Annotated in this window: 15 protein-coding genes, 1 tRNA gene and 1 pseudogene; 11 read left to right on the top strand and 6 right to left on the bottom strand. The window is 63.2% G+C overall.

Annotated elements, in window-relative coordinates:
* Window positions 1–204 precede the first annotated feature (204 nt).
* From ABOC32_RS23810 to ABOC32_RS23790, 5 genes are all read left to right on the top strand, one after another.
* A complete protein-coding gene (locus ABOC32_RS23810) occupies window positions 205–1413 on the top strand; it encodes an ammonium transporter (RefSeq protein ID WP_426809111.1) in 1209 nt (402 codons plus the stop codon).
* A 72-nt stretch (window positions 1414–1485) separates the two neighbouring features.
* Window positions 1486–1725 carry a glutaredoxin family protein gene (locus tag ABOC32_RS23805; protein ID WP_043203376.1) on the top strand — a complete coding sequence of 80 codons (240 nt, stop codon included), beginning with the start codon at window positions 1486–1488 and terminating at the stop codon, window positions 1723–1725.
* Between the two features lie 108 nt (window positions 1726–1833).
* Window positions 1834–2265 (top strand): D-Ala-D-Ala carboxypeptidase family metallohydrolase, encoded by a 432-nt coding sequence (locus ABOC32_RS23800; RefSeq protein WP_426809110.1) that lies wholly within the window; start codon window positions 1834–1836, stop codon window positions 2263–2265.
* Window positions 2266–2330: 65 nt separating this feature from the next.
* Entirely contained in the window at window positions 2331–2639 is a 309-nt protein-coding gene (locus ABOC32_RS23795; protein ID WP_264362406.1) for a transcriptional regulator, read from the top strand.
* A gap of 51 nt (window positions 2640–2690) precedes the next feature.
* Complete coding sequence (locus tag ABOC32_RS23790) at window positions 2691–3575, top strand: pseudouridine synthase (RefSeq protein ID WP_426809109.1); 885 nt, start codon at window positions 2691–2693, stop codon at window positions 3573–3575.
* Window positions 3576–3742: 167 nt separating this feature from the next.
* Here the strand turns inward: ABOC32_RS23790 and ABOC32_RS23785 are convergent, their stop codons facing one another.
* The 3 genes from ABOC32_RS23785 to acnA all read right to left on the bottom strand — a co-directional run bounded on the left by ABOC32_RS23785 (window position 3743) and on the right by acnA (window position 9773).
* Window positions 3743–4693 (bottom strand): IS110 family transposase, encoded by a 951-nt coding sequence (locus ABOC32_RS23785; protein ID WP_426809108.1) that lies wholly within the window; start codon window positions 4691–4693, stop codon window positions 3743–3745.
* 397 nt (window positions 4694–5090) lie between these two features.
* Window positions 5091–6656, bottom strand: coding sequence for a methyl-accepting chemotaxis protein (locus ABOC32_RS23780; RefSeq protein WP_049272873.1), 1566 nt, complete (start codon window positions 6654–6656; stop codon window positions 5091–5093).
* Window positions 6657–7031: 375 nt separating this feature from the next.
* A complete protein-coding gene (acnA, locus tag ABOC32_RS23775) occupies window positions 7032–9773 on the bottom strand; it encodes an aconitate hydratase AcnA (RefSeq protein ID WP_426809107.1) in 2742 nt (913 codons plus the stop codon).
* 224 nt (window positions 9774–9997) lie between these two features.
* On the opposite strand from acnA, the gene rlmM reads away from it, so the two are divergent.
* From rlmM to pdxB, 3 genes are all read left to right on the top strand, one after another.
* Entirely contained in the window at window positions 9998–11062 is a 1065-nt protein-coding gene (rlmM, locus tag ABOC32_RS23770; protein WP_426809106.1) for a 23S rRNA (cytidine(2498)-2'-O)-methyltransferase RlmM, read from the top strand.
* Between the two features lie 804 nt (window positions 11063–11866).
* Complete coding sequence (tusA, locus tag ABOC32_RS23765) at window positions 11867–12109, top strand: sulfurtransferase TusA (RefSeq protein WP_016500764.1); 243 nt, start codon at window positions 11867–11869, stop codon at window positions 12107–12109.
* Between the two features lie 60 nt (window positions 12110–12169).
* A complete protein-coding gene (gene pdxB / locus ABOC32_RS23760) occupies window positions 12170–13312 on the top strand; it encodes a 4-phosphoerythronate dehydrogenase PdxB (RefSeq protein ID WP_426809105.1) in 1143 nt (380 codons plus the stop codon).
* 175 nt (window positions 13313–13487) lie between these two features.
* Here pdxB and ABOC32_RS23755 read toward each other — a convergent pair whose 3' ends face one another.
* Window positions 13488–13661 (bottom strand): PA1571 family protein, encoded by a 174-nt coding sequence (locus tag ABOC32_RS23755; RefSeq protein ID WP_426809104.1) that lies wholly within the window; start codon window positions 13659–13661, stop codon window positions 13488–13490.
* Between the two features lie 209 nt (window positions 13662–13870).
* On the opposite strand from ABOC32_RS23755, the gene ABOC32_RS23750 reads away from it, so the two are divergent.
* The 3 genes and pseudogenes from ABOC32_RS23750 (at window position 13871) to ABOC32_RS23740 (ending at window position 17441) form a co-directional block, all read left to right on the top strand.
* Window positions 13871–15634 (top strand): ABC transporter transmembrane domain-containing protein, encoded by a 1764-nt coding sequence (locus ABOC32_RS23750; protein ID WP_426809103.1) that lies wholly within the window; start codon window positions 13871–13873, stop codon window positions 15632–15634.
* Between the two features lie 130 nt (window positions 15635–15764).
* Window positions 15765–16508, top strand: a pseudogene (locus ABOC32_RS23745) (methyl-accepting chemotaxis protein); the annotation flags it as partial.
* Between the two features lie 165 nt (window positions 16509–16673).
* On the top strand, window positions 16674–17441 hold the full coding sequence (locus tag ABOC32_RS23740; protein ID WP_426811654.1) for a methyl-accepting chemotaxis protein: 768 nt from the start codon (window positions 16674–16676) through the stop codon (window positions 17439–17441).
* Window positions 17442–17496: 55 nt separating this feature from the next.
* Here the strand turns inward: ABOC32_RS23740 and ABOC32_RS23735 are convergent.
* Both ABOC32_RS23735 and ABOC32_RS23730 read right to left on the bottom strand, forming a co-directional pair.
* Window positions 17497–17573, bottom strand: a tRNA-Pro gene (locus ABOC32_RS23735).
* A gap of 80 nt (window positions 17574–17653) precedes the next feature.
* Window positions 17654–17875 (bottom strand): YgdI/YgdR family lipoprotein, encoded by a 222-nt coding sequence (locus ABOC32_RS23730; RefSeq protein WP_012271328.1) that lies wholly within the window; start codon window positions 17873–17875, stop codon window positions 17654–17656.
* Window positions 17876–17946: the final 71 nt, after the last annotated feature.

Here is a 17946-nt window from a genome sequence, read left to right as displayed (position 1 = left end):
GTCGCTGGGGCGCATTGCGCCGATTCAGGGCGCCAGCGCAGCGAATATCGATAAACCTTAACCCAATCCACGACAAACCCAAGAAAAAACCACGCAGGCTCCGACCCGCTCACCGAAAGAGGGCAGGGGGCTGGCACCGATTCGGTGCAGGGATGCAGGTTCTTGAACTGTCCTGGTGCCTTTTTCAGCAGGTCTGCCTATTTCATGGAAAACATGCACAGCGCGATGGACTCCCTGGTCCACGGTTCCAACACCCTGTTCATTCTCATGGGCGCCATTCTGGTGCTGGCCATGCATGCCGGCTTCGCGTTCCTCGAGGTGGGCACGGTGCGCCACAAGAACCAGGTCAACGCCTTGTCGAAGATCCTCAGCGACTTCGCCATCTCGGCGCTGGTGTATTTCTTCATCGGTTACTGGATAGCCTACGGGGTCAATTTCTTCCAGCCGGCAGCGGTGCTGGCGGTCGACCATGGTTATGCGCTGGTCAAATGCTTCTTTCTGCTGACGTTCGCTGCGGCGATTCCGGCGATCATCTCTGGGGGCATCGCCGAGCGCGCGCGCTTCGTGCCGCAATTGTGTGCCACGGCATTGATCGTGGCGTTTATCTACCCGTTCTTCGAGGGTGTGGTCTGGAATGGCAACCTGGGGCTGCAAGCCTGGTTGCAGGCCCGCTTTGGTGCGCCTTTCCATGATTTTGCAGGGTCGGTGGTGGTGCATGCCATGGGCGGTTGGCTGGCCTTGGCGGCGGTGCTGCTGCTGGGGGCGCGCCGCGGGCGCTACCGCGATGGCCGGCTGGTGGCGTTTGCCCCGTCGAGCATTCCCTTCCTGGCGCTGGGCTCGTGGATTCTGATCATCGGCTGGTTCGGCTTCAACGTGATGAGTGCTCAGACACTGCAGGGCGTCAGTGGCCTGGTAGCGATCAACTCGCTCATGGCCATGGTCGGCGGCACCCTGTCGGCCTTGCTGGCCGGGCGTAACGACCCGGGCTTCCTGCACAACGGGCCGTTGGCCGGCCTGGTGGCGATCTGCGCCGGCTCCGACCTGATGCACCCGATTGGCGCACTGGCCACCGGCCTGGTGGCCGGCGCATTGTTCGTCTGGACCTTCACCGCAGCGCAAAACCGCTGGAAGATCGACGACGTGCTGGGCGTGTGGCCACTGCACGGCCTGTGCGGCGTGTGGGGTGGCATTGCCTGCGGAGTCTTTGGCCAGACGGCACTGGGTGGCATGGGTGGTGTCAGCCTGGTCAGCCAGTTGCTGGGCAGCTTGATGGGCGTGGTGGTGGCACTGGTCGGCGGCTTTGCCGTCTATGGCGCAATCCGGGCGCTGCATGGGCTGCGCTTGAGCCATGAGCAGGAGTTCCAGGGCGCGGACTTGTCGCTGCACCGTATCGGCGCCACCAGCCAGGATTGAGCCAGGTCAGGTGCATGACGGGCGTGACAGACCTAGAATAGGTTTTTCTGCATGCCAAACCGGGACCTGCCCATGCTGCCTGAATGCCAACTGTTCGGCACCCTCGGCTGCCACCTGTGTGAAGTGGCCGAGGCTGTGCTGATGCCTTTCGTCGATCATGGCCTGCTGGTCGAGCTGGTCGACATTGCCGAGAGCGAGCCCATGTTCGAGCGTTATGGCCTGATCATTCCAGTGTTGCGGCGCTGCGACACCGCCGCCGAGCTGCACTGGCCGTTCGATGCCGAGCAGGTGGTGGCGTTCCTGGGGCAATGAGGGCAACAGGGGAGCTGCAACCCCGCTCCATGGTCTGTGCAGCGAGCTGATGATCAGGTGCCGGCGCACTGGCGCCGATAACTTTCCTCATCATCGGAACAGCTCGTCATGTTGATCACGCCACATTTCAAATTCAATGAAATGACCGTTTCGCAGCTCGCCTCCAGGGACGGGTTCGATAACACTCCCCCTCCCGAAGCTCGGGCCAACCTGCAGCTGCTGTGTTGTGCGCTTGAGCAAGTGCGTGCACTGTTCGGTGTTCCAATTTTCATCAGCAGCGGATATCGCAGTGAGAAAGTCAACCGGCTGATCGGTGGCGCCCCGAATAGCCAGCATGTACAAGGGCTGGCGGCAGACTTTACGGTCGTTGAGGTCACCCCGCGTGAGACCGTGCGCCGGATCAGCGAGAGTGATATCCCTTTCGATCAGCTGATCCTGGAATTTGACAGATGGGTGCACCTTTCGGTGACGCGTGGCACCCCGCGTAGACAGGTGCTGACCATGCGCAAAGGCAGCGGTTACCTGGCAGGCTTGCAATGAAGCGCATTGACGGCGGCAAGGGGATGTTCGTATGCTGTATATAAATACAGTATCGAGGTAAAGCCATGCTCAACGTCGAGCAACTCAAGTACAGCGTCAACCGCATGCCCGTCGAGCGGGTGGCCGACGCCGTGCTGGAACTGCGCCTCGAAGGCCTGGTCACCGATGACCGTACCCCGTTCGGCAAGGTCCACTTCAACACCTGCTTCGCCGAAATCGAAGCCCTGTTCCAGCGTGCCGGTTACCACCGCGGGCTGGACGTGGTGGGCTACCAGGGGTTGTTGTATGCGCTGTATGACCCCGGCCGCTGGGAGCCCGTACAGGTGCTGCGCTGGCTGAAGGCGCGCAGCGAGGCCATGGACGAGGCTGGTTGAGGGCGCTGGCTTGGGGGATAATGCGCGGCCTTGCACGCTTCGAGCCCTGCCATGACCACGCCTTTCGACCCCGCCCACCAGCAAGCCAGCACGGTGTGCCTGCCCCCCGGTAACTGGGCGACAGTGCTCGATTGCCTGTGCGACCATTTCAAGGCCATCGACCGCGCTCAGTGGCTCGACCGCTTTGCCCGTGGCCGCGTACTGGATGCCGAGGGGCGGGCGGTATCGGCCGAGTTGCCGTACAAACGCGGCATGCGCTTGCACTACTTCCGTGAAGTGCCGAACGAGCGACCCATCCCGGTGCAGGAGACGGTACTGCACATGGATGAGCACCTGGTGGTGGCCGACAAGCCGCATTTCCTGCCGGTAACGCCAACCGGTGAATACGTCGAGCACACCTTGCTGCGCCGCCTGATTCGCCGCCTGGACAACCCGCACCTGGTGCCGTTGCACCGTATCGACCGGCACACCGCAGGGCTTGTGCTGTTTTCTGCCAACCCGCACACCCGCAGTGCCTACCAACGGCTATTCCCTGAACGGCGCATCGACAAGCGCTACCAGGCCATTGCCGCAGCCATGACGCAGCACACGTTCCCGCTGGTGCATAAAAGCCGGCTGGTGCATGGCGAGCCGTTTTTCCGCATGCACGAAGTGGACGGGGAGGCCAACAGCGAAACTTTGGCCGAGGTGCTGGAGAAGAACGGTGAACTGTGGCGCTATGGGCTGTCGCCGGTGACCGGCAAGACCCATCAGTTGCGCGTGCACATGGCGGCGTTGGGGGCGGGGATCTGCAACGACCCGTTCTATCCGCAGTTGCTTCAGGAAGAAGATGACTACCAGCGGCCACTGAAGCTGTTGGCGCAGAGCCTGCGTTTCGAGGACCCGTTGAGCGGCGAAGAACGGTATTTCGAAAGCCGCTTGCGGCTGGACTGGTAGCGAGGCAAGCAGATGTGGGAGCAACTGTCTTGATCAAAATCTAAAAGATTGCGCGATCACTGTGGGAGCGGGCTTGCCCGCGAACACGGGCGAAGCCCGTGCCATCCAACGCGTCGCCTGCTTCGCGGGCAAGCCCGCTCCCACACCAATCACGCTGCCTTCTTGATCTACGTTGCATCTGCCGGCTGAGGCAGGATCAAATCTCGCCATGGCGTACCCGTTTTTAGCATCGCATTGAGCCGTACGATAAAGGTCCTCATGCATGCCACGAGAGCGACTTTGGCTACTTTGCCCCGATCGCGAAGCGCCTCATACCGAGCCTTGAGCGCTGGGTTGTACTTCACAGCCACAAGGACGGCCATATACAGCGTCCGCCTGATCTCAAACCGGCCTCCTGAGATTGAACGCTTGCCGACCGACTTTCCGCTGTCGTGGTTAAACGGCGCAACACCGACCAGGGACGCTATTTCCCTGGATTCCACGCGGCCTAGCTCTGGCAGCAACGTTACAAGCTTGCCCGCTGTCACCATCCCAATGCCCTTGACCCGAGTCAGCTGAGTAATTCGCTCATCGTTCAGTTTTACGGCCTGCTGTTTGATCTCTTGCTCCACCAACCTGATCTGCGACCGGAAATACTCGAGGTTGGCTTTCAGGAAATTAGCCACGACAAGTGACTGGGCTTGTTTCAGGCGCCGCCGGTCATCGTCTCGCTGCTGAACCAGGCGATCACGTTGCTGCAGCAGCTCTCGTAACAGCGCCCTGTCGGGGCTGATTCGCAGGGTAGGCTGGTCCGGAATGACCTCGGCGAAGTGGGCCAGCACTTCAGCGTCGAGAGCATCGGTCTTGGCTTTGACGCCCATCGAGTCAGCGAATTTCCTGGCTCGCAAGGGATTGACGCGTATGACCTTGTAGCCAGCGTCCTGCAGAAAGCGCAGAACATCACGCTCGTAGCCACCTGTAGCTTCTAGCAAGACGCGCTTGATACTGAACTTGCGCAGGATCCTTTCCAGCGCCTCAAATCCAGCCGGGTCATTGGTCACAGCAATTTTGACGCCCTGCGGACTCACCCAGCCATCCAGAGAAAGTTTGGAAACATCGATACCCAAGAAGGAAGCCATCACCAAAACCTCCTAAACTCAACACAGTGAGAGGACTTTGGCTTGGCCCACGCTTGTGATTCGAGATCAGAGCCGCATCCAACTGTTCGGGCTCTCGCCAAAGTAGAACGGTGAATGGCAGCTTGTGCTCCCACTCGTGCTCATGGCACCTGCGGCATTCAGCTGGCCATTCACCGCTCTCACTCCAGATTCTAATCCCACCTCAAGACACAAGCGGCCTTGTGTCGCGAAAGGGCCGCGCAGCGGCCCCAGGATTTCAGCTGAGATGCAAAAAATGATGGGGCCGCTGCGCGGCCCTTTCGCGACACAAGGCCGCTCCCACATTGACCGCATCGCCTTCAAGTCAAGCGCCGTACCTGTGGGCGCTTTCACAAGGGCAACTGAAGCCTAGGTAACGTTAGCGGTTGAACCGCTCCACCAAAGAATACTGGCTCCCCGCCGTGCTGGTCAGTTCTTCACTAAGCAGCGCGGAGTGTTGGGCCTGTTCGGCGGTCTGGTCGGCCAGTTCGGCGATGGTGCTGATGTTGCGGCTGATCTCATCAGCCACTGCGGTCTGCTCCTCGGTCGCCGCGGCAATCTGGGTGGCCATGTCGGTGATGTTGGCCACCGCTTCGCTGATCCCAACCAATGCCTCGTCAGCCTGCATCACCCTGTCGACGCCTTCCTGCGCCTGGCGGTGGCCGGTTTCCATGGTCAGCACGGCGTTGCTTGCGGTTTGCTGCAGCTTGGCGATCAGACCGTGGATCTGCCCGGTGGACTCAGCAGTACGCTGGGCCAACTGGCGCACTTCGTCGGCCACTACGGCAAAGCCACGGCCCATCTCACCGGCCCGTGCGGCTTCGATGGCCGCGTTCAGTGCCAGCAGGTTGGTCTGGTCGGCAATGCCCTTGATCACATCGACCACGCCGCCAATTTCGTCGCTGTCCTTGGCCAGTTGGGTGACCGTCTGGCCGGTTTCACCCACCGCCGCCGACAGGCGCTCGATGGCCTCGCGGGTTTCCCCGGCAATCTGCCGGCCCTGGCTGGTCAGGCGGTTGGCTTCCTGGGTGGCGTCGGCGGTGCGCTGTACGTGGTTGGCCACTTCCTGGGTGGTGGCGGCCATCTGGTTGACGGCGGCGGCGACCTGCTCGGTTTCTACCCGCTGGCGCTCCAGCCCCGAAGAACTCTTGTGCGCCAGGGCGTCGGACTGGCGTGCCTGGTCGCTGAGGTGTTCGGCACTGTCCTGCAGGCGGGTCAGGCAGGTTTTCATGCGGGCATCCTGGCTGAGCATGGCCATTTCCAGGCGCGCCTGCACGCCACGGCTGTCGGTGAACATCTGCGCGATCAGCGGGTCGGAAGTGGTCTGTTCGGCCAGGCGCAACAGGCGCTTGAGGCCACGCTGCTGCCAGCTCAAGCCGAGCAGGCCCAGGGGTACGGATAGCCCGGCAGCCAGGGCAAAGCCCCAGGAGTGGCCCAGCCAGTTGCCGATCAGGAAGCCGACCTGGCTGATCAGGATGAACGGCAGCCAGTCCTGCAGCACCGGCAGCCACTTGTCCCTGCGAGGTACAGCTGGCTTGCCCTGGTTGATGCGCTGGTACAGTGCTTCGGCGCGGCGGATCTGCTCGGCGGTTGGCTTGACCCGCACCGACTCGAAACCGACGACCTGGTTGTTGTCGTAAATCGGTGTGACGTAGGCGTTGACCCAGTAGTGGTCGCCGGACTTGCAGCGGTTCTTGACGATGCCCATCCATGGCTGGCCTTGCTTGAGGGTTTGCCACATGTGGGCAAACACGGCAGGCGGCACATCGGGGTGACGGACCAGGTTGTGCGGCGCGCCGGTCAACTCTTCGCGGGTAAACCCACTGATCTCGATGAAGGCATCGTTACAGTAGGTGATCACGCCCTTGGCGTTGGTGGTGGAGATCAACCGCTGCTGGGCAGGGAAAGTCCGTTCTCTCTGGGTAATCGGCTGGTTGTTACGCATGGGTTGATAGTCCGCAGGGCTTTGGACAGGTATCGGCAAGCCACTGGTTTTATTGAATGATTATTTAATATTACTGGGTTTGGGGTTCGTCGTTGGAGCGGTGGCGCCTGTGAAATCGAGCGCCGCCCGCGCGGCGCATCGCGAGCTGCGCTCGCTCCTACGTTTGTTTCGGGCCAGTTATTCCTGTGGCATTTGCGCGCGAACGCCTTGGCGCATGGCACGATTTCGTGCTGTACAAACAAGGCGGTCGCGCGCGCCTGTAACAGGCGTTACTGGCCAAAAAACAAACGTAGGAGCGAGCGCAGCTCGCGACGCGCCGCGCGGGCGGCGCTCGATCTTGAACACGTCGCAAAACGCCAGACAAGCCTGTAAGCCTCAGCCAGCGATCAGCTGGCGCAACACATAATGCAGAATCCCACCTGCCTTGAAGTACTCCACTTCATTGAGCGTATCGATCCGGCACAACACTTCGATCTGTTCCTGTTGCCCGTCCTCGCGTGTAATGCGTAAAGGCAGGCTCATGCCCGGGCGGATCTGTGCACCGTTCAAACCCAGCACATCGATCCGCTCCTTGCCGGTCAGCCCCAGCTGCTTGCGGTCGTGGCCGGCCTTGAACTGCAGCGGCAGCACGCCCATGCCCACCAGGTTGGAGCGGTGAATGCGCTCGAAGCTTTCCGCCAGCACCGCCTTGACCCCCAGCAGGTTGGTGCCCTTGGCTGCCCAGTCGCGGCTTGAGCCGGTGCCATACTCCTGGCCGGCAATCACCACCAGCGGGGTGCCTTCCTGCTGGTAGCGCATGGCTGCGTCGTAGATCGACAACTTCTCGCCAGTGGGCACATGCAAGGTGTTGCCACCTTCTTCACCCCCCAGCATTTCGTTGCGGATACGGATGTTGGCGAAGGTGCCGCGCATCATCACTTCATGGTTGCCACGGCGCGAGCCGTAGGAGTTGAAGTCCCGTGGCTCCACCCCTTGTTCACGCAGGTAGCGCCCGGCGGGGCTATCGGCCTTGATGTTGCCGGCCGGTGAGATGTGGTCGGTGGTCACCGAATCGCCCAGCAGCGCCAGCACCCGGGCGCCGCGGATGTCGGTGATTTGTGGCGGCGGTCCGCCGATGTCGTCGAAGAACGGTGGGTGCTGGATGTAGGTAGAGTCGGGCTGCCACACGTAGGTGGCAGCCTGTGGCACCTCGATGGCCTGCCACTGCGCATCGCCGGCAAACACTTCGGCATATTCCTTGTGGAACATCGCGGTATTGACCTTGGCCACGGCTGCGGCAATTTCCTGCTGGCTGGGCCAGATATCGTGCAGGTACACCGGCTGGCCGTCCTTGCCGGTGCCAAGCGGGTCGCGGGTCAGGTCCAGGCGCACGCTGCCGGCCAGTGCGTAGGCCACCACCAACGGTGGCGAGGCCAGCCAGTTGGTCTTGACCAGCGGGTGCACGCGGCCCTCGAAGTTGCGGTTGCCGGACAGCACCGATGCGACGGTGAGGTCAGCGCTACCGATGGCTTTCTCGATCGCTTCGTCCAGTGGGCCGGAGTTGCCGATGCAGGTGGTGCAGCCATAGCCGACCAGGTCGAAGCCCAGTTGGTCGAGGTAGAGGGTGAGCCCGGCTGCCTCGAAATAGTCGGTGACTACCTTGGAGCCCGGCGCCAGCGAGCTCTTGACCCAGGGTTTGCGTTGCAGGCCTTTTTCCAGGGCCTTTTTCGCCACCAGCCCGGCCGCCATCATCACACTGGGGTTGGAGGTGTTGGTGCACGAGGTGATTGCGGCAATCACCACGGCGCCATCGCGCAGGGTGTGAGTCTGGCCTCCATGGCTGTAGTCGATCTCGCCAGCCTGGTCGGCGTTGCCCACCGCTACACCGCCGCCGCCCTCGCTTTCCAGGCGGCCGACTTCCTTCGCCAGCGGCTTGGGTTGCAGTTCGATGAAATGGTCAAAGGCCTGGCTGACCTGGCCCAGCGCCACGCGGTCCTGCGGCCGCTTGGGCCCGGCCAGGCTGGCTTCGACCTCGTGCATGTCCAGGGCCAGGCTGTCGCTGAACAACGGCTCCTGCCCCGGCAGGCGCCACAGGCCCTGGGCCTTGCAATACTGCTCGACCAGTTGCACGGTCGCGTCCGGTCTGCCCGACAGGCGCAGGTAGTCCAGGGTCACCTCGTCAACCGGGAAGAAACCGCAGGTGGCGCCGTATTCCGGTGCCATGTTGGCGATGGTCGCCCGGTCTGCCAGCGGCAGTTCGGCCAGGCCGTCGCCATAGAATTCGACGAACTTGCCCACCACACCCTTCTTGCGCAGCATCTGCGTTACCGTCAGCACCAGGTCGGTGGCGGTGATGCCCTCGCGCAGCTTGCCGGTGAGTTTGAAGCCGATTACCTCGGGGATCAGCATCGACACGGGCTGGCCGAGCATGGCCGCCTCTGCTTCGATGCCACCCACACCCCAGCCGAGCACGCCCAGGCCATTGATCATGGTGGTGTGCGAGTCGGTACCGACGAGGGTGTCGGGGAAGGCGTAGGTGCGGCCATCGGCTTCACGGGTCCACACCGTACGGCCCAGGTATTCCAGGTTGACCTGGTGGCAGATGCCGGTGCCCGGCGGCACTACACGGAAGTTGTCGAAGGCGCTCTGGCCCCAGCGCAGAAAGGCATAGCGCTCGCCATTGCGCTGCATTTCGATGTCCACGTTCTCGCCGAAGGCCTGCGGCGTGCCGTAATGGTCGACCATTACCGAGTGGTCGATCACCAGGTCCACCGGTGACAACGGGTTGATCCGCTGTGGGTCGCCGCCGGCCTTGGCCATGGCTGCGCGCATGGCCGCCAGGTCGACCACGGCCGGCACGCCGGTGAAGTCCTGCATCAGCACCCGCGCCGGGCGATACTGGATCTCGCGGTCGGAGCGCCGCTCGCTTAGCCACTGGGCAAGGGCGCGCAAATCGTCGCCGGTGACGGTGTGGCCGTCCTCCCAGCGCAGCAGGTTTTCCAGCAGCACCTTCAGCGACATGGGCAGGCGTTGCAGGTCGCCCAGCTGGCGGGCGGCCTCGGTAAGGCTGAAATAGTGATAGGTCTGGTTGCCGACCTGGAGGGTCTTGAGGGTGTTCAGGCTGTCGAGCGAGGGCATTGCCAACTCCTTCTGCGCCGGTGCCCGGCAAATACGCAAGGTCTGCCGGTGTCACCGCTCTGTGTCGATCCGCACGGTACGGACCTGGCTGAGTGGTCAGGTTAGACCGCTTTGCGGCCCCTGACCCTTTTCTGGACCGGCGGGGCGTGTCGCAGGTTCCGAACTTCCTTTATCATCGCCGCCCTGCCGGCGCCTGTTGCGCGCCAGCCGTAGTGGAGTGAGAGATGAATACCCTGTTCATGCATTGCCGGCCCGGTTTCGAGGGCGAGGTGTGCGCCGAAATCAGCGAACATGCCGCCCGCCTGGGCATTGCGGGCTATGCCAAAGGCAAGCCGCACAGTGCTAGCGCCGAGTTTGTCTGTACCGAAGATGGCGGTGCCGAGCGGCTGATGGGGGCACTGCGTTTCAGCGAGCTGATTTTCCCGCGCCAGTGGGCCCGGGGCGGCTACGTCGAGTTGCCGGAAACTGACCGCATCAGTGTGTTGCTGGCGGAGCTGGCCGACTTGCCTGTGTTCGGCAGCCTGTGGCTGGAAGTGCTGGACAGTAACGAGGGCAAGGAACTGTCCACCTTCTGCCGCAAGTTCGAAGTGCCGCTGCGCAAGGCGCTGGAAAAGGCCGGCCGCCTGGTTGAGGACGCCAGCCGCCCACGCCTGCTGCTCACCTTCATCAGCGGCCGGCGGGTGTTCGCCGGCGTTGCCCCGGCCAACAACAGTGCCCTGTGGCCCATGGGCATTCCGCGCCTGAAATTCCCCCGCGAGGCACCCAGCCGCTCGACCCTCAAGCTGGAAGAGGCGTGGCACCAGTTCATCCCGCGCGAGCAATGGGAGCAGCGCCTGGGCGATGACATGACCGGCGTTGACCTGGGTGCCTCGCCGGGTGGCTGGACTTACCAGCTGGTGCGCCGGGGCATGCTGGTGACCGCTATCGACAACGGCCCGATGGCCGAAAGCCTGATGGACACCGGCCTGGTTCAGCACCTGATGGCGGATGGTTTTACCTGGCAGCCGAAGCAGCCGGTGGACTGGATGGTGTGCGACATCGTCGAGAAACCGGCGCGTACCACCTCGCTGATCGAAGCCTGGCTGGGCGAGGGGCTGTGCCGCGAGGCGGTGGTCAACCTGAAGCTGCCGATGAAGCAGCGCTACGCCGAAGTACGCAGGTTGCTCGACCGCATGGAGGCGACGTTCAAGGCGCGCAAGATCAGGGTATCGATTGCCTGCAAGCAGCTGTACCACGACCGTGAGGAAGTGACCTGCCACCTGCGCCGGCTCGATCTGAAACCACGCTGAGCGTAGCGCGCCTATCGCGCTGGTCTTGCTCTTGCCCTTGCTTCGGCTTTTGCTTCTAAGCGCGCGGTAGTCCAGGCGACGCAGATTGCGACTTCAGGAGGCCGAGCGCAGGGCTTGCGAAGGGAGGTGACGGGCATGGATGCCCGTCAAGCGCTGGGCCCCAGGATGGGGCCTGCAGCGCGGTCCTCCCGGGAGCAAGCCCGGAGCGAGGGGACCCCGGAGCGCAGCGCAGGGGCCGGATGATGGGAGCGGACGGTTTTTGGTTTCTTTTTGCCACGACAAAAAGGGACCCGCCGTGAGGGCGGAAAGGTGACTCAGCGCCACCTGCGCGAACGAATGTCTACACTGTGTTGAGGCCCACATCCCGAGATCAAGAGCTTCTGCGGCGGTATTGAAACGGAGAACAGTCCGTTTGTGATGGCGACGCATACTCACCTTTTCGCCCTTACGGCGAGTCACTTTTTGTCAAACGCGACAAAAAGTAACCAAAAAACGCTGCGCTCCGATCATCCGGCCCCTGCGCTGCGCTCCGGGGTTCCCTCACTCCGGCCTTGCTCCCGGGAGGACCGCGCTGCAGGCCCCATCCTGGGGCCCAGCGCTTGACGGGCATCCATGCCCGTCACCTCCCTCCGCAAGGCCTGCGTTCGGCCTCCTGAAGTCGCGAAGATCAAGATCAAGATCAAGATCAAGATCAAGATCAAGATCAAGATCTGGGCTGGCTGGCTGGCAGCTGCGCGTTTCTCAAGCGGTGCTTGGACCGCGTCGCGCTATGCGCGACAATGGCGATCATTTTCGGAGCCCCCCATGACCGATTTCACCCCCGACGCCATCCTCGATGCCACCGGCCTGAACTGCCCGGAACCGGTGATGATGCTGCACCAGCACGTGCGTGACCTGGCCGCTGGCGGCCTGCTCAAGGTCATCGCCACCGACCCGTCGACCCGCCGCGACATCCCCAAGTTCTGCAACTTCCTCGGCCACGAACTGCTGCAGCAGCAAGAAGACGCCGGCACCTTCCTGTACTGGATCCGCAAGAAAGCCGACTGAAGCGCTCTGGAACACGCCCGGCGTTGCGCCTACACTGCGTTCCCCAGACAGGAGAGCGCCATGCTGATAGTTGCCGACGAGAACATCCCGCTGCTCGATGCCTTCTTCCAGGGTTTCGGTGAAATCCGCCGTTACCCCGGCCGAAGCCTCGATGCCGCCAGCGTCAAGGACGCCGATATCCTGCTGGTGCGCTCGGTAACCAAAGTCGACCGGCAGTTGCTCGAAGGCAGCCGCGTACGCTTTGTCGGCACCTGCACCATCGGCACCGATCACCTGGGCCTGGACTACTTTGCCGAAGCCGGCATTCGCTGGAGCAGTGCGCCGGGCTGTAATGCCCGCGGTGTGGTCGACTACGTACTGGGCAGCCTGTTGACCCTGGCCGAGCTGGATGGCGCGGCACTGCCCGAGCGCGTGTATGGCGTGGTGGGCGCGGGTGAGGTGGGCGGCCGCCTGGTGCGGGTGCTGCATGGCCTGGGCTGGAAGGTGCTGGTGTGCGATCCGCTACGCCAGGCCGCCGAGGGCGGCAACTACGTCAGCCTGGAAACCATCGTGCAACAGTGCGATGTGATCAGCCTGCATACCCCGTTGCAGCGCGGTGGCGAGCACCCGACCTGGCACCTGTTGGGCCAGGCGCAGCTGGCGCAGTTGCGCCCGGGCGCCTGGCTGATCAACGCCAGCCGTGGCCCGGTGGTGGACAACGCCGCCCTGCGCGAGCTGCTGCTGGACCGTGAAGACGTGCATGCGGTGCTGGACGTGTGGGAGGGCGAGCCACAGGTCGACCTGCAACTGGCCGACCTGTGCACACTGGCCTCGCCGCACATTGCCGGCTACAGCCTCGACGGCCGCCAGCGTGGCACGGCGCAGATCTACCAGGCGCTGTGCCGTTTCCTGGGTGTGGACGAACAGGTGCAGCTGGCCGACTTGCTGCCCCGACCGCCGCTGGCGCAGATCGAGCTGGATGCCAGCACCGATCCGGCCTGGGCCTTGGCCACCCTGTGCCGCGCCGTGTACGACCCACGCCGCGACGATGCCGACTTCCGCCGCAGCCTGAGCGATGACCCGCAGCAGCAGCGCGCGGCGTTTGACCAATTGCGCAAGCAATACCCGCCTCGGCGCGAGATCGAAGGGTTGGCGGTGCGCTTGCGTGGGGAGTCGCCGCAGCTGGCGCAGCTGGTCAGTGCCTTGGGTGCGGAGCTGGTCTGATAACTCGTTGAAAGCTTTGCTGGCCTCTTCGCGGGTGAACCCGCTCCCACAGGATCCTCACTTGGCTCAGGCCCTGTGCAATCCCGGTGGGAGCGGGTTCACCCGCGAAGAGGCCGGTACAGGATTACGGGCAATAAAAACCCGGCGCAAGGGCCGGGTTGCAAAAATTCGCCGATCAACCTTTGTGTACGCGCTCGACCCGGCTTTCTTCCAGGGCCTTGCAGGCTTGCTGGATCATCTGCTCGGTAATAGGCACTTCGCGCCCCTCGCCGTCGATGATCGAACCGCATGCCTGGGGTGGCGGGGTGGTCTGAGGCTTCTGGTTGTCACTGCCATGTTGCAAGCTCATGCACTGTCTCCTCTTCAGGTTCAAGTTCAGGGTAGCCCTGCGCCGTGACCGGCCTGTGACAGCTTCTGTGTCACGGCAGCAACAGTCCAACAGAAACCCTGTGAAAGCTCCATCCTCTGTTTAGACCGATGCGTTATAGCAACCTGCATCCATTCCCCCAGCCCGGATGAGTGGTAGTCTGCGGTGTCCCCGCCAATGTAGCCGCCGCCATGCCCGAACCGGTTTCCGCTCGCCAACGCCGTGCCTTGCGCCTGGCTTGGCAGTTCGTTCGTCCGTACCGTCGACAGGTGCTGTTGGCCTTGTTGGCCCTGGTGGTCACTGCCGCCATCACGCTGTCCATGGGGCAGGGCATCCGCCTGCTGGTAGACCAGGGCTTCATGACCCGCTCGGCGCACCAGCTCAACCAGACCATCGGCCTGTTCCTGCTGCTGGTACTGGCCCTGGCGGTGGGCACCTTCAGCCGTTTCTACCTGGTGTCGTGGATTGGCGAGCGTTGCGTGGCCGATATCCGCCGTGCCGTGTTCGACTACCTGATCGGCCTGCACCCCGGCTTTTTCGAAGACAACCGCAGCTCCGAGATCCAGTCGCGGCTGACCGCCGACACCACCTTGCTGCAATCGGTCATCGGTTCATCGCTGTCGATGTTCCTGCGCAACGCGCTGATGGTCATCGGCGGTGTGGTGCTGCTGTTCATCACCAACCCCAAGCTCACCAGCATCGTGGTGGTCGCCTTGCCGCTGGTGCTGGCACCGATCCTGCTGTTCGGTCGACGGGTGCGCAGCCTGTCGCGCCAGAGCCTGGACCGGGTGGCCGATGTGGGCAGCTACGTGGCCGAGACCCTGGGGCAGATCAAGACGGTGCAGGCCTACAACCACCAGGCGCACGACCGCGAACGGTTCGCCGACACGGTAGAAGCCGCCTTTGGCGTGGCCCGCAAGCGGATTGCCCAGCGTGCCTGGCTGATTACCCTGGTGATCGTGCTGGTGTTGGGGGCGGTGGGGGTGATGCTGTGGGTCGGCGGCATGGATGTGATCGCCGGGCGTATCTCCGCAGGCGAACTGGCGGCGTTCGTGTTCTACAGCCTGATCGTCGGTAGCGCCTTCGGCACCCTCAGTGAGGTGATCGGCGAGCTGCAACGTGCAGCGGGTGCGGCCGAGCGCATTGCCGAACTGTTGGCGGCGCGCAGTGCGATCCTGCCACCCACCGTGGCGCAAGAGCTACCGCAGCAGCGGGTCAGTGGACGTATCGAGCTGCAGCAGCTGGTGTTCGCCTACCCATCACGGCCTTCGGTGGCAGCCGTCGATGGCCTGAGCCTGGTCATCGAGCCCGGGCAGACCGTGGCCCTGGTTGGGCCCTCGGGGGCGGGCAAATCGACCCTGTTCGATTTGCTGCTGCGTTTTTACGACCCGCAGCAAGGGCGCATCCTGCTCGATGGCCAGCCGGTTACCGAGCTGGACCCCGACCAGTTGCGCCGGCAGTTCGCGCTGGTGGCGCAAAACCCCTCACTGTTTCGCGGAACGGTGGAGGCCAATATCCGCTATGGCCGGCCCGATGCGACCTTGGCCGAAGTCGAAGCAGCGGCGCACGGTGCCCATGCCGACGAATTCATCCGGCAGCTACCGCAAGGCTACCAGACGCCGTTGGGCGAGGGCGGCATCGGCCTTTCCGGCGGGCAACGCCAGCGCCTGGCGATTGCCCGGGCGTTGCTGGTGGATGCACCGATCCTGCTGCTGGACGAGGCCACCAGCGCGCTCGATGCGCAAAGCGAGCACCTGATCCAGCAGGCGTTGCCCAGCCTGATGGCCGGGCGTACCACGCTGGTGATCGCCCATCGCCTGGCCACGGTGCAGCATGCCGAGCGCATCGCGGTCATCGACAAGGGCCGGGTGGTGGCGGTGGGTACCCACCGCCAGTTGATCGAGGAAAGCCCGCTGTATGCGCGGCTGGCGGCCTTGCAATTCACAAGCGGCTAACGCGTCGCTAGTTTGTAACAATTTTGTAGCAATTGCCTGAGAGTATCTGGCTCAACTGTTGCGTAAGTGCTCGACCTGGCTGCCATTGCTTGATGGCAGCTTTTTTTTGGCCTGCCAACAAGGACATGGAATGTCTTACCTGGTGTTGCGGATGCGCGCCATTCCTTTCCTTTCGGTTCCGAGATCCACGATGTTGCGTAAATCCCTCAGAGTGCAAATTCTCTCGCTGCTCGGCGGCAGCCTGGTGGCGATGCTGTTGATCGCCCTGGTGTGTTTCCAGTTTTTGTCGTCCAGCGTGCGCGGTTATGCCGAGCTGGTGGACGGGCCGCTGCGGGCCTCGCAATTGATTGACGAAGCCAACCTGCAATTCAAGATCCAGGTGCAGGAATGGAAGAACGTGCTGCTGCGCGGGCGCCAGCCGGCTGACATGGACAAGTACTGGCAGCAGTTCCAGGCCCGCGAACAGCAGGTGCAACAACTGCTCGGGCAACTGATCGACAGCAGCGACGCCAGGCTCAAGGCGCCGTTGCAGCAACTGCGTGACAGCCACCGGCAGTTGGGCCAGGCCTATGCGCAGGGCCGCCAGGCCTTCCTCGCCGCCGGTGGCGACCCGGTAGCCGGCGACCTGGCGGTGAAGGGTATGGACCGCGCCGCCAGTGAGCAGATGAGCGAACTGGTCGAGCAACTGCGTGCCGATGCCCGCCAGCGTGCGGCCAGCATCAACGCCAGCGCCGAACGCACGGTATGGTTGGGCCTGCTGGTAATGCTGGCCTCGGCGGTACTGGTGGGGCTGCTCAGCCTGTGGCTGGTCAACCGCAGCCTGATCGAGCCGATCCGCCAGTTGATCGAGTACGTCGCGCAACTTAGCCAGGGCCGTTTTGCCGCCCGGGTGGACAGCCGTCGCGAGGATGAACTGGGGCGCCTGGCGCGGGCGGCCAACACTCTGCGCGACTTCCTCGCCGACACCGTTGGTCGGCTGAAGGACAACGCCCAGGAGCTGGAAGGGGCCAGCGGCCAGTTGCGCAGCATTGCCGGCGACATGGCCCGCGGCACCCATGACCAGTTCCAGCGTACCGACCAGGTGGCGACGGCCATGCACGAGATGTCTGCCACCGCCCAGGAAGTGGCCCGCCATGCTGCCGAAGCGGCCCGCGCGGCGGATGACGCCGACCACAGTGCCCAGGCGGGTGAGCAGGTGATGCAGCAGACCATCGATATCATCGGTGTGGTCAACCGCGAAATCGCCGGCACGGCGGCGGTAATCCGCGACTTGGAACACGACAGCACGCGCATCGGCAAAGTGCTGGAAGTGATCCGCGGGATTGCCGAGCAGACCAACCTGCTGGCGCTGAACGCGGCCATCGAAGCGGCCCGTGCCGGTGAGGCCGGGCGTGGCTTCGCGGTGGTGGCCGATGAGGTGCGCAGCCTGGCCCAGCGCACGGCAGCCTCGATTGCCGAGATCCACCAGATCATCGAAGCGGTGCAGTCGGGTGCGGTGGAAGCGGTCAAGGCCATCGAAAGCGGCCAGCAGCGAAGCGAAGAGGGGGCCGAGCAGGTGCAACAGGCCGGGCAGATGCTGCAGCGCATCACCCAGGCGGTAGAGGCGATCCGCGACATGAACCGGCAGATCGCCACGGCGGCCGAAGAGCAGACCAGCGTGGCCGAAGACATCTCGCGCAACCTGATCGAAATCACCCGCATTGCCACCGCCAACCAGGCGTCGGTGCAGTACACCGAGCAGGCAGGGCAACGCCTGCATGGGTTGTCGGGGCAACTGGGTGATGTGACCTCACGCCTGAGTGCCTGACACTTTTCAGGCGCAACAAAAAGCCCGCGCAAGGCGGGCTTTTTTGATGAGGATCTGGTCGGAGAGACAGGATTCGAACCTGCGGCCTTCTCGTCCCGAACGAGACGCGCTACCTGGCTGCGCTACACTCCGATGAACAAAATCCTACTGCATCCCGTTTTCGCCCACAAGCCCTTGTAGTTGAAAGGGGCTTTGCCAAAACGGGTGCCTTGTCAGAGCTCTTTTACGGTGCGGATCTGGTCCTTGTTCAGGCGAGTGCGCTTGCCGTCAAGCTGCTCGAATTCGTAGAAGCCGGAGTCTTCATCGAACTTCGGGGTGTCGGTGGCCTGGATTTCGCGGCCATCGTTCAGGGTAATGACGGTCGGCGATGCACAGCCGGCAAGGGCGCCCAGGCCCAGGGCGAGCAAGAAAGCAGGAAGGGTCCGTTTGATCATCGTGATTCTCCAGTTGCGATGGTGCTGAATGACAGTTAAGACGCAGGGCATTGGTGCAAGTTCCTTTCAAG

The organism is Pseudomonas sp. WOUb67 (assembly GCF_050058005.1).
Classification (GTDB): Bacteria; Pseudomonadota; Gammaproteobacteria; order Pseudomonadales; family Pseudomonadaceae; genus Aquipseudomonas; species Aquipseudomonas putida_R.
This window is presented reverse-complemented; position numbering and strand designations above follow the sequence as displayed.

Bases quoted from the DNA above. Each gene is read 5' to 3' on its own strand.
- ABOC32_RS23785 (WP_426809108.1), bottom strand. From the start codon at position 4,693: ATGGCTTCCTTCTTGGGTATCGATGTTTCCAAACTTTCTCTGGATGGC.
- ABOC32_RS23780 (WP_049272873.1), bottom strand. From the start codon at position 6,656: ATGCGTAACAACCAGCCGATTACCCAGAGAGAACGGACTTTCCCTGCC.
- ABOC32_RS23755 (WP_426809104.1), bottom strand. From the start codon at position 13,661: ATGAGCTTGCAACATGGCAGTGACAACCAGAAGCCTCAGACCACCCCG.
- ABOC32_RS23795 (WP_264362406.1), top strand. From the start codon at position 2,331: ATGCTCAACGTCGAGCAACTCAAGTACAGCGTCAACCGCATGCCCGTC.
- rlmM (WP_426809106.1), top strand. From the start codon at position 9,998: ATGAATACCCTGTTCATGCATTGCCGGCCCGGTTTCGAGGGCGAGGTG.
- ABOC32_RS23790 (WP_426809109.1), top strand. From the start codon at position 2,691: ATGACCACGCCTTTCGACCCCGCCCACCAGCAAGCCAGCACGGTGTGC.
- ABOC32_RS23750 (WP_426809103.1), top strand. From the start codon at position 13,871: ATGCCCGAACCGGTTTCCGCTCGCCAACGCCGTGCCTTGCGCCTGGCT.
- acnA (WP_426809107.1), bottom strand. From the start codon at position 9,773: ATGCCCTCGCTCGACAGCCTGAACACCCTCAAGACCCTCCAGGTCGGC.
- ABOC32_RS23730 (WP_012271328.1), bottom strand. From the start codon at position 17,875: ATGATCAAACGGACCCTTCCTGCTTTCTTGCTCGCCCTGGGCCTGGGC.
- ABOC32_RS23810 (WP_426809111.1), top strand. From the start codon at position 205: ATGGAAAACATGCACAGCGCGATGGACTCCCTGGTCCACGGTTCCAAC.
- ABOC32_RS23740 (WP_426811654.1), top strand. From the start codon at position 16,674: ATGGCCCGCGGCACCCATGACCAGTTCCAGCGTACCGACCAGGTGGCG.
- ABOC32_RS23800 (WP_426809110.1), top strand. From the start codon at position 1,834: ATGTTGATCACGCCACATTTCAAATTCAATGAAATGACCGTTTCGCAG.
- tusA (WP_016500764.1), top strand. From the start codon at position 11,867: ATGACCGATTTCACCCCCGACGCCATCCTCGATGCCACCGGCCTGAAC.
- ABOC32_RS23805 (WP_043203376.1), top strand. From the start codon at position 1,486: ATGCTGCCTGAATGCCAACTGTTCGGCACCCTCGGCTGCCACCTGTGT.
- pdxB (WP_426809105.1), top strand. From the start codon at position 12,170: ATGCTGATAGTTGCCGACGAGAACATCCCGCTGCTCGATGCCTTCTTC.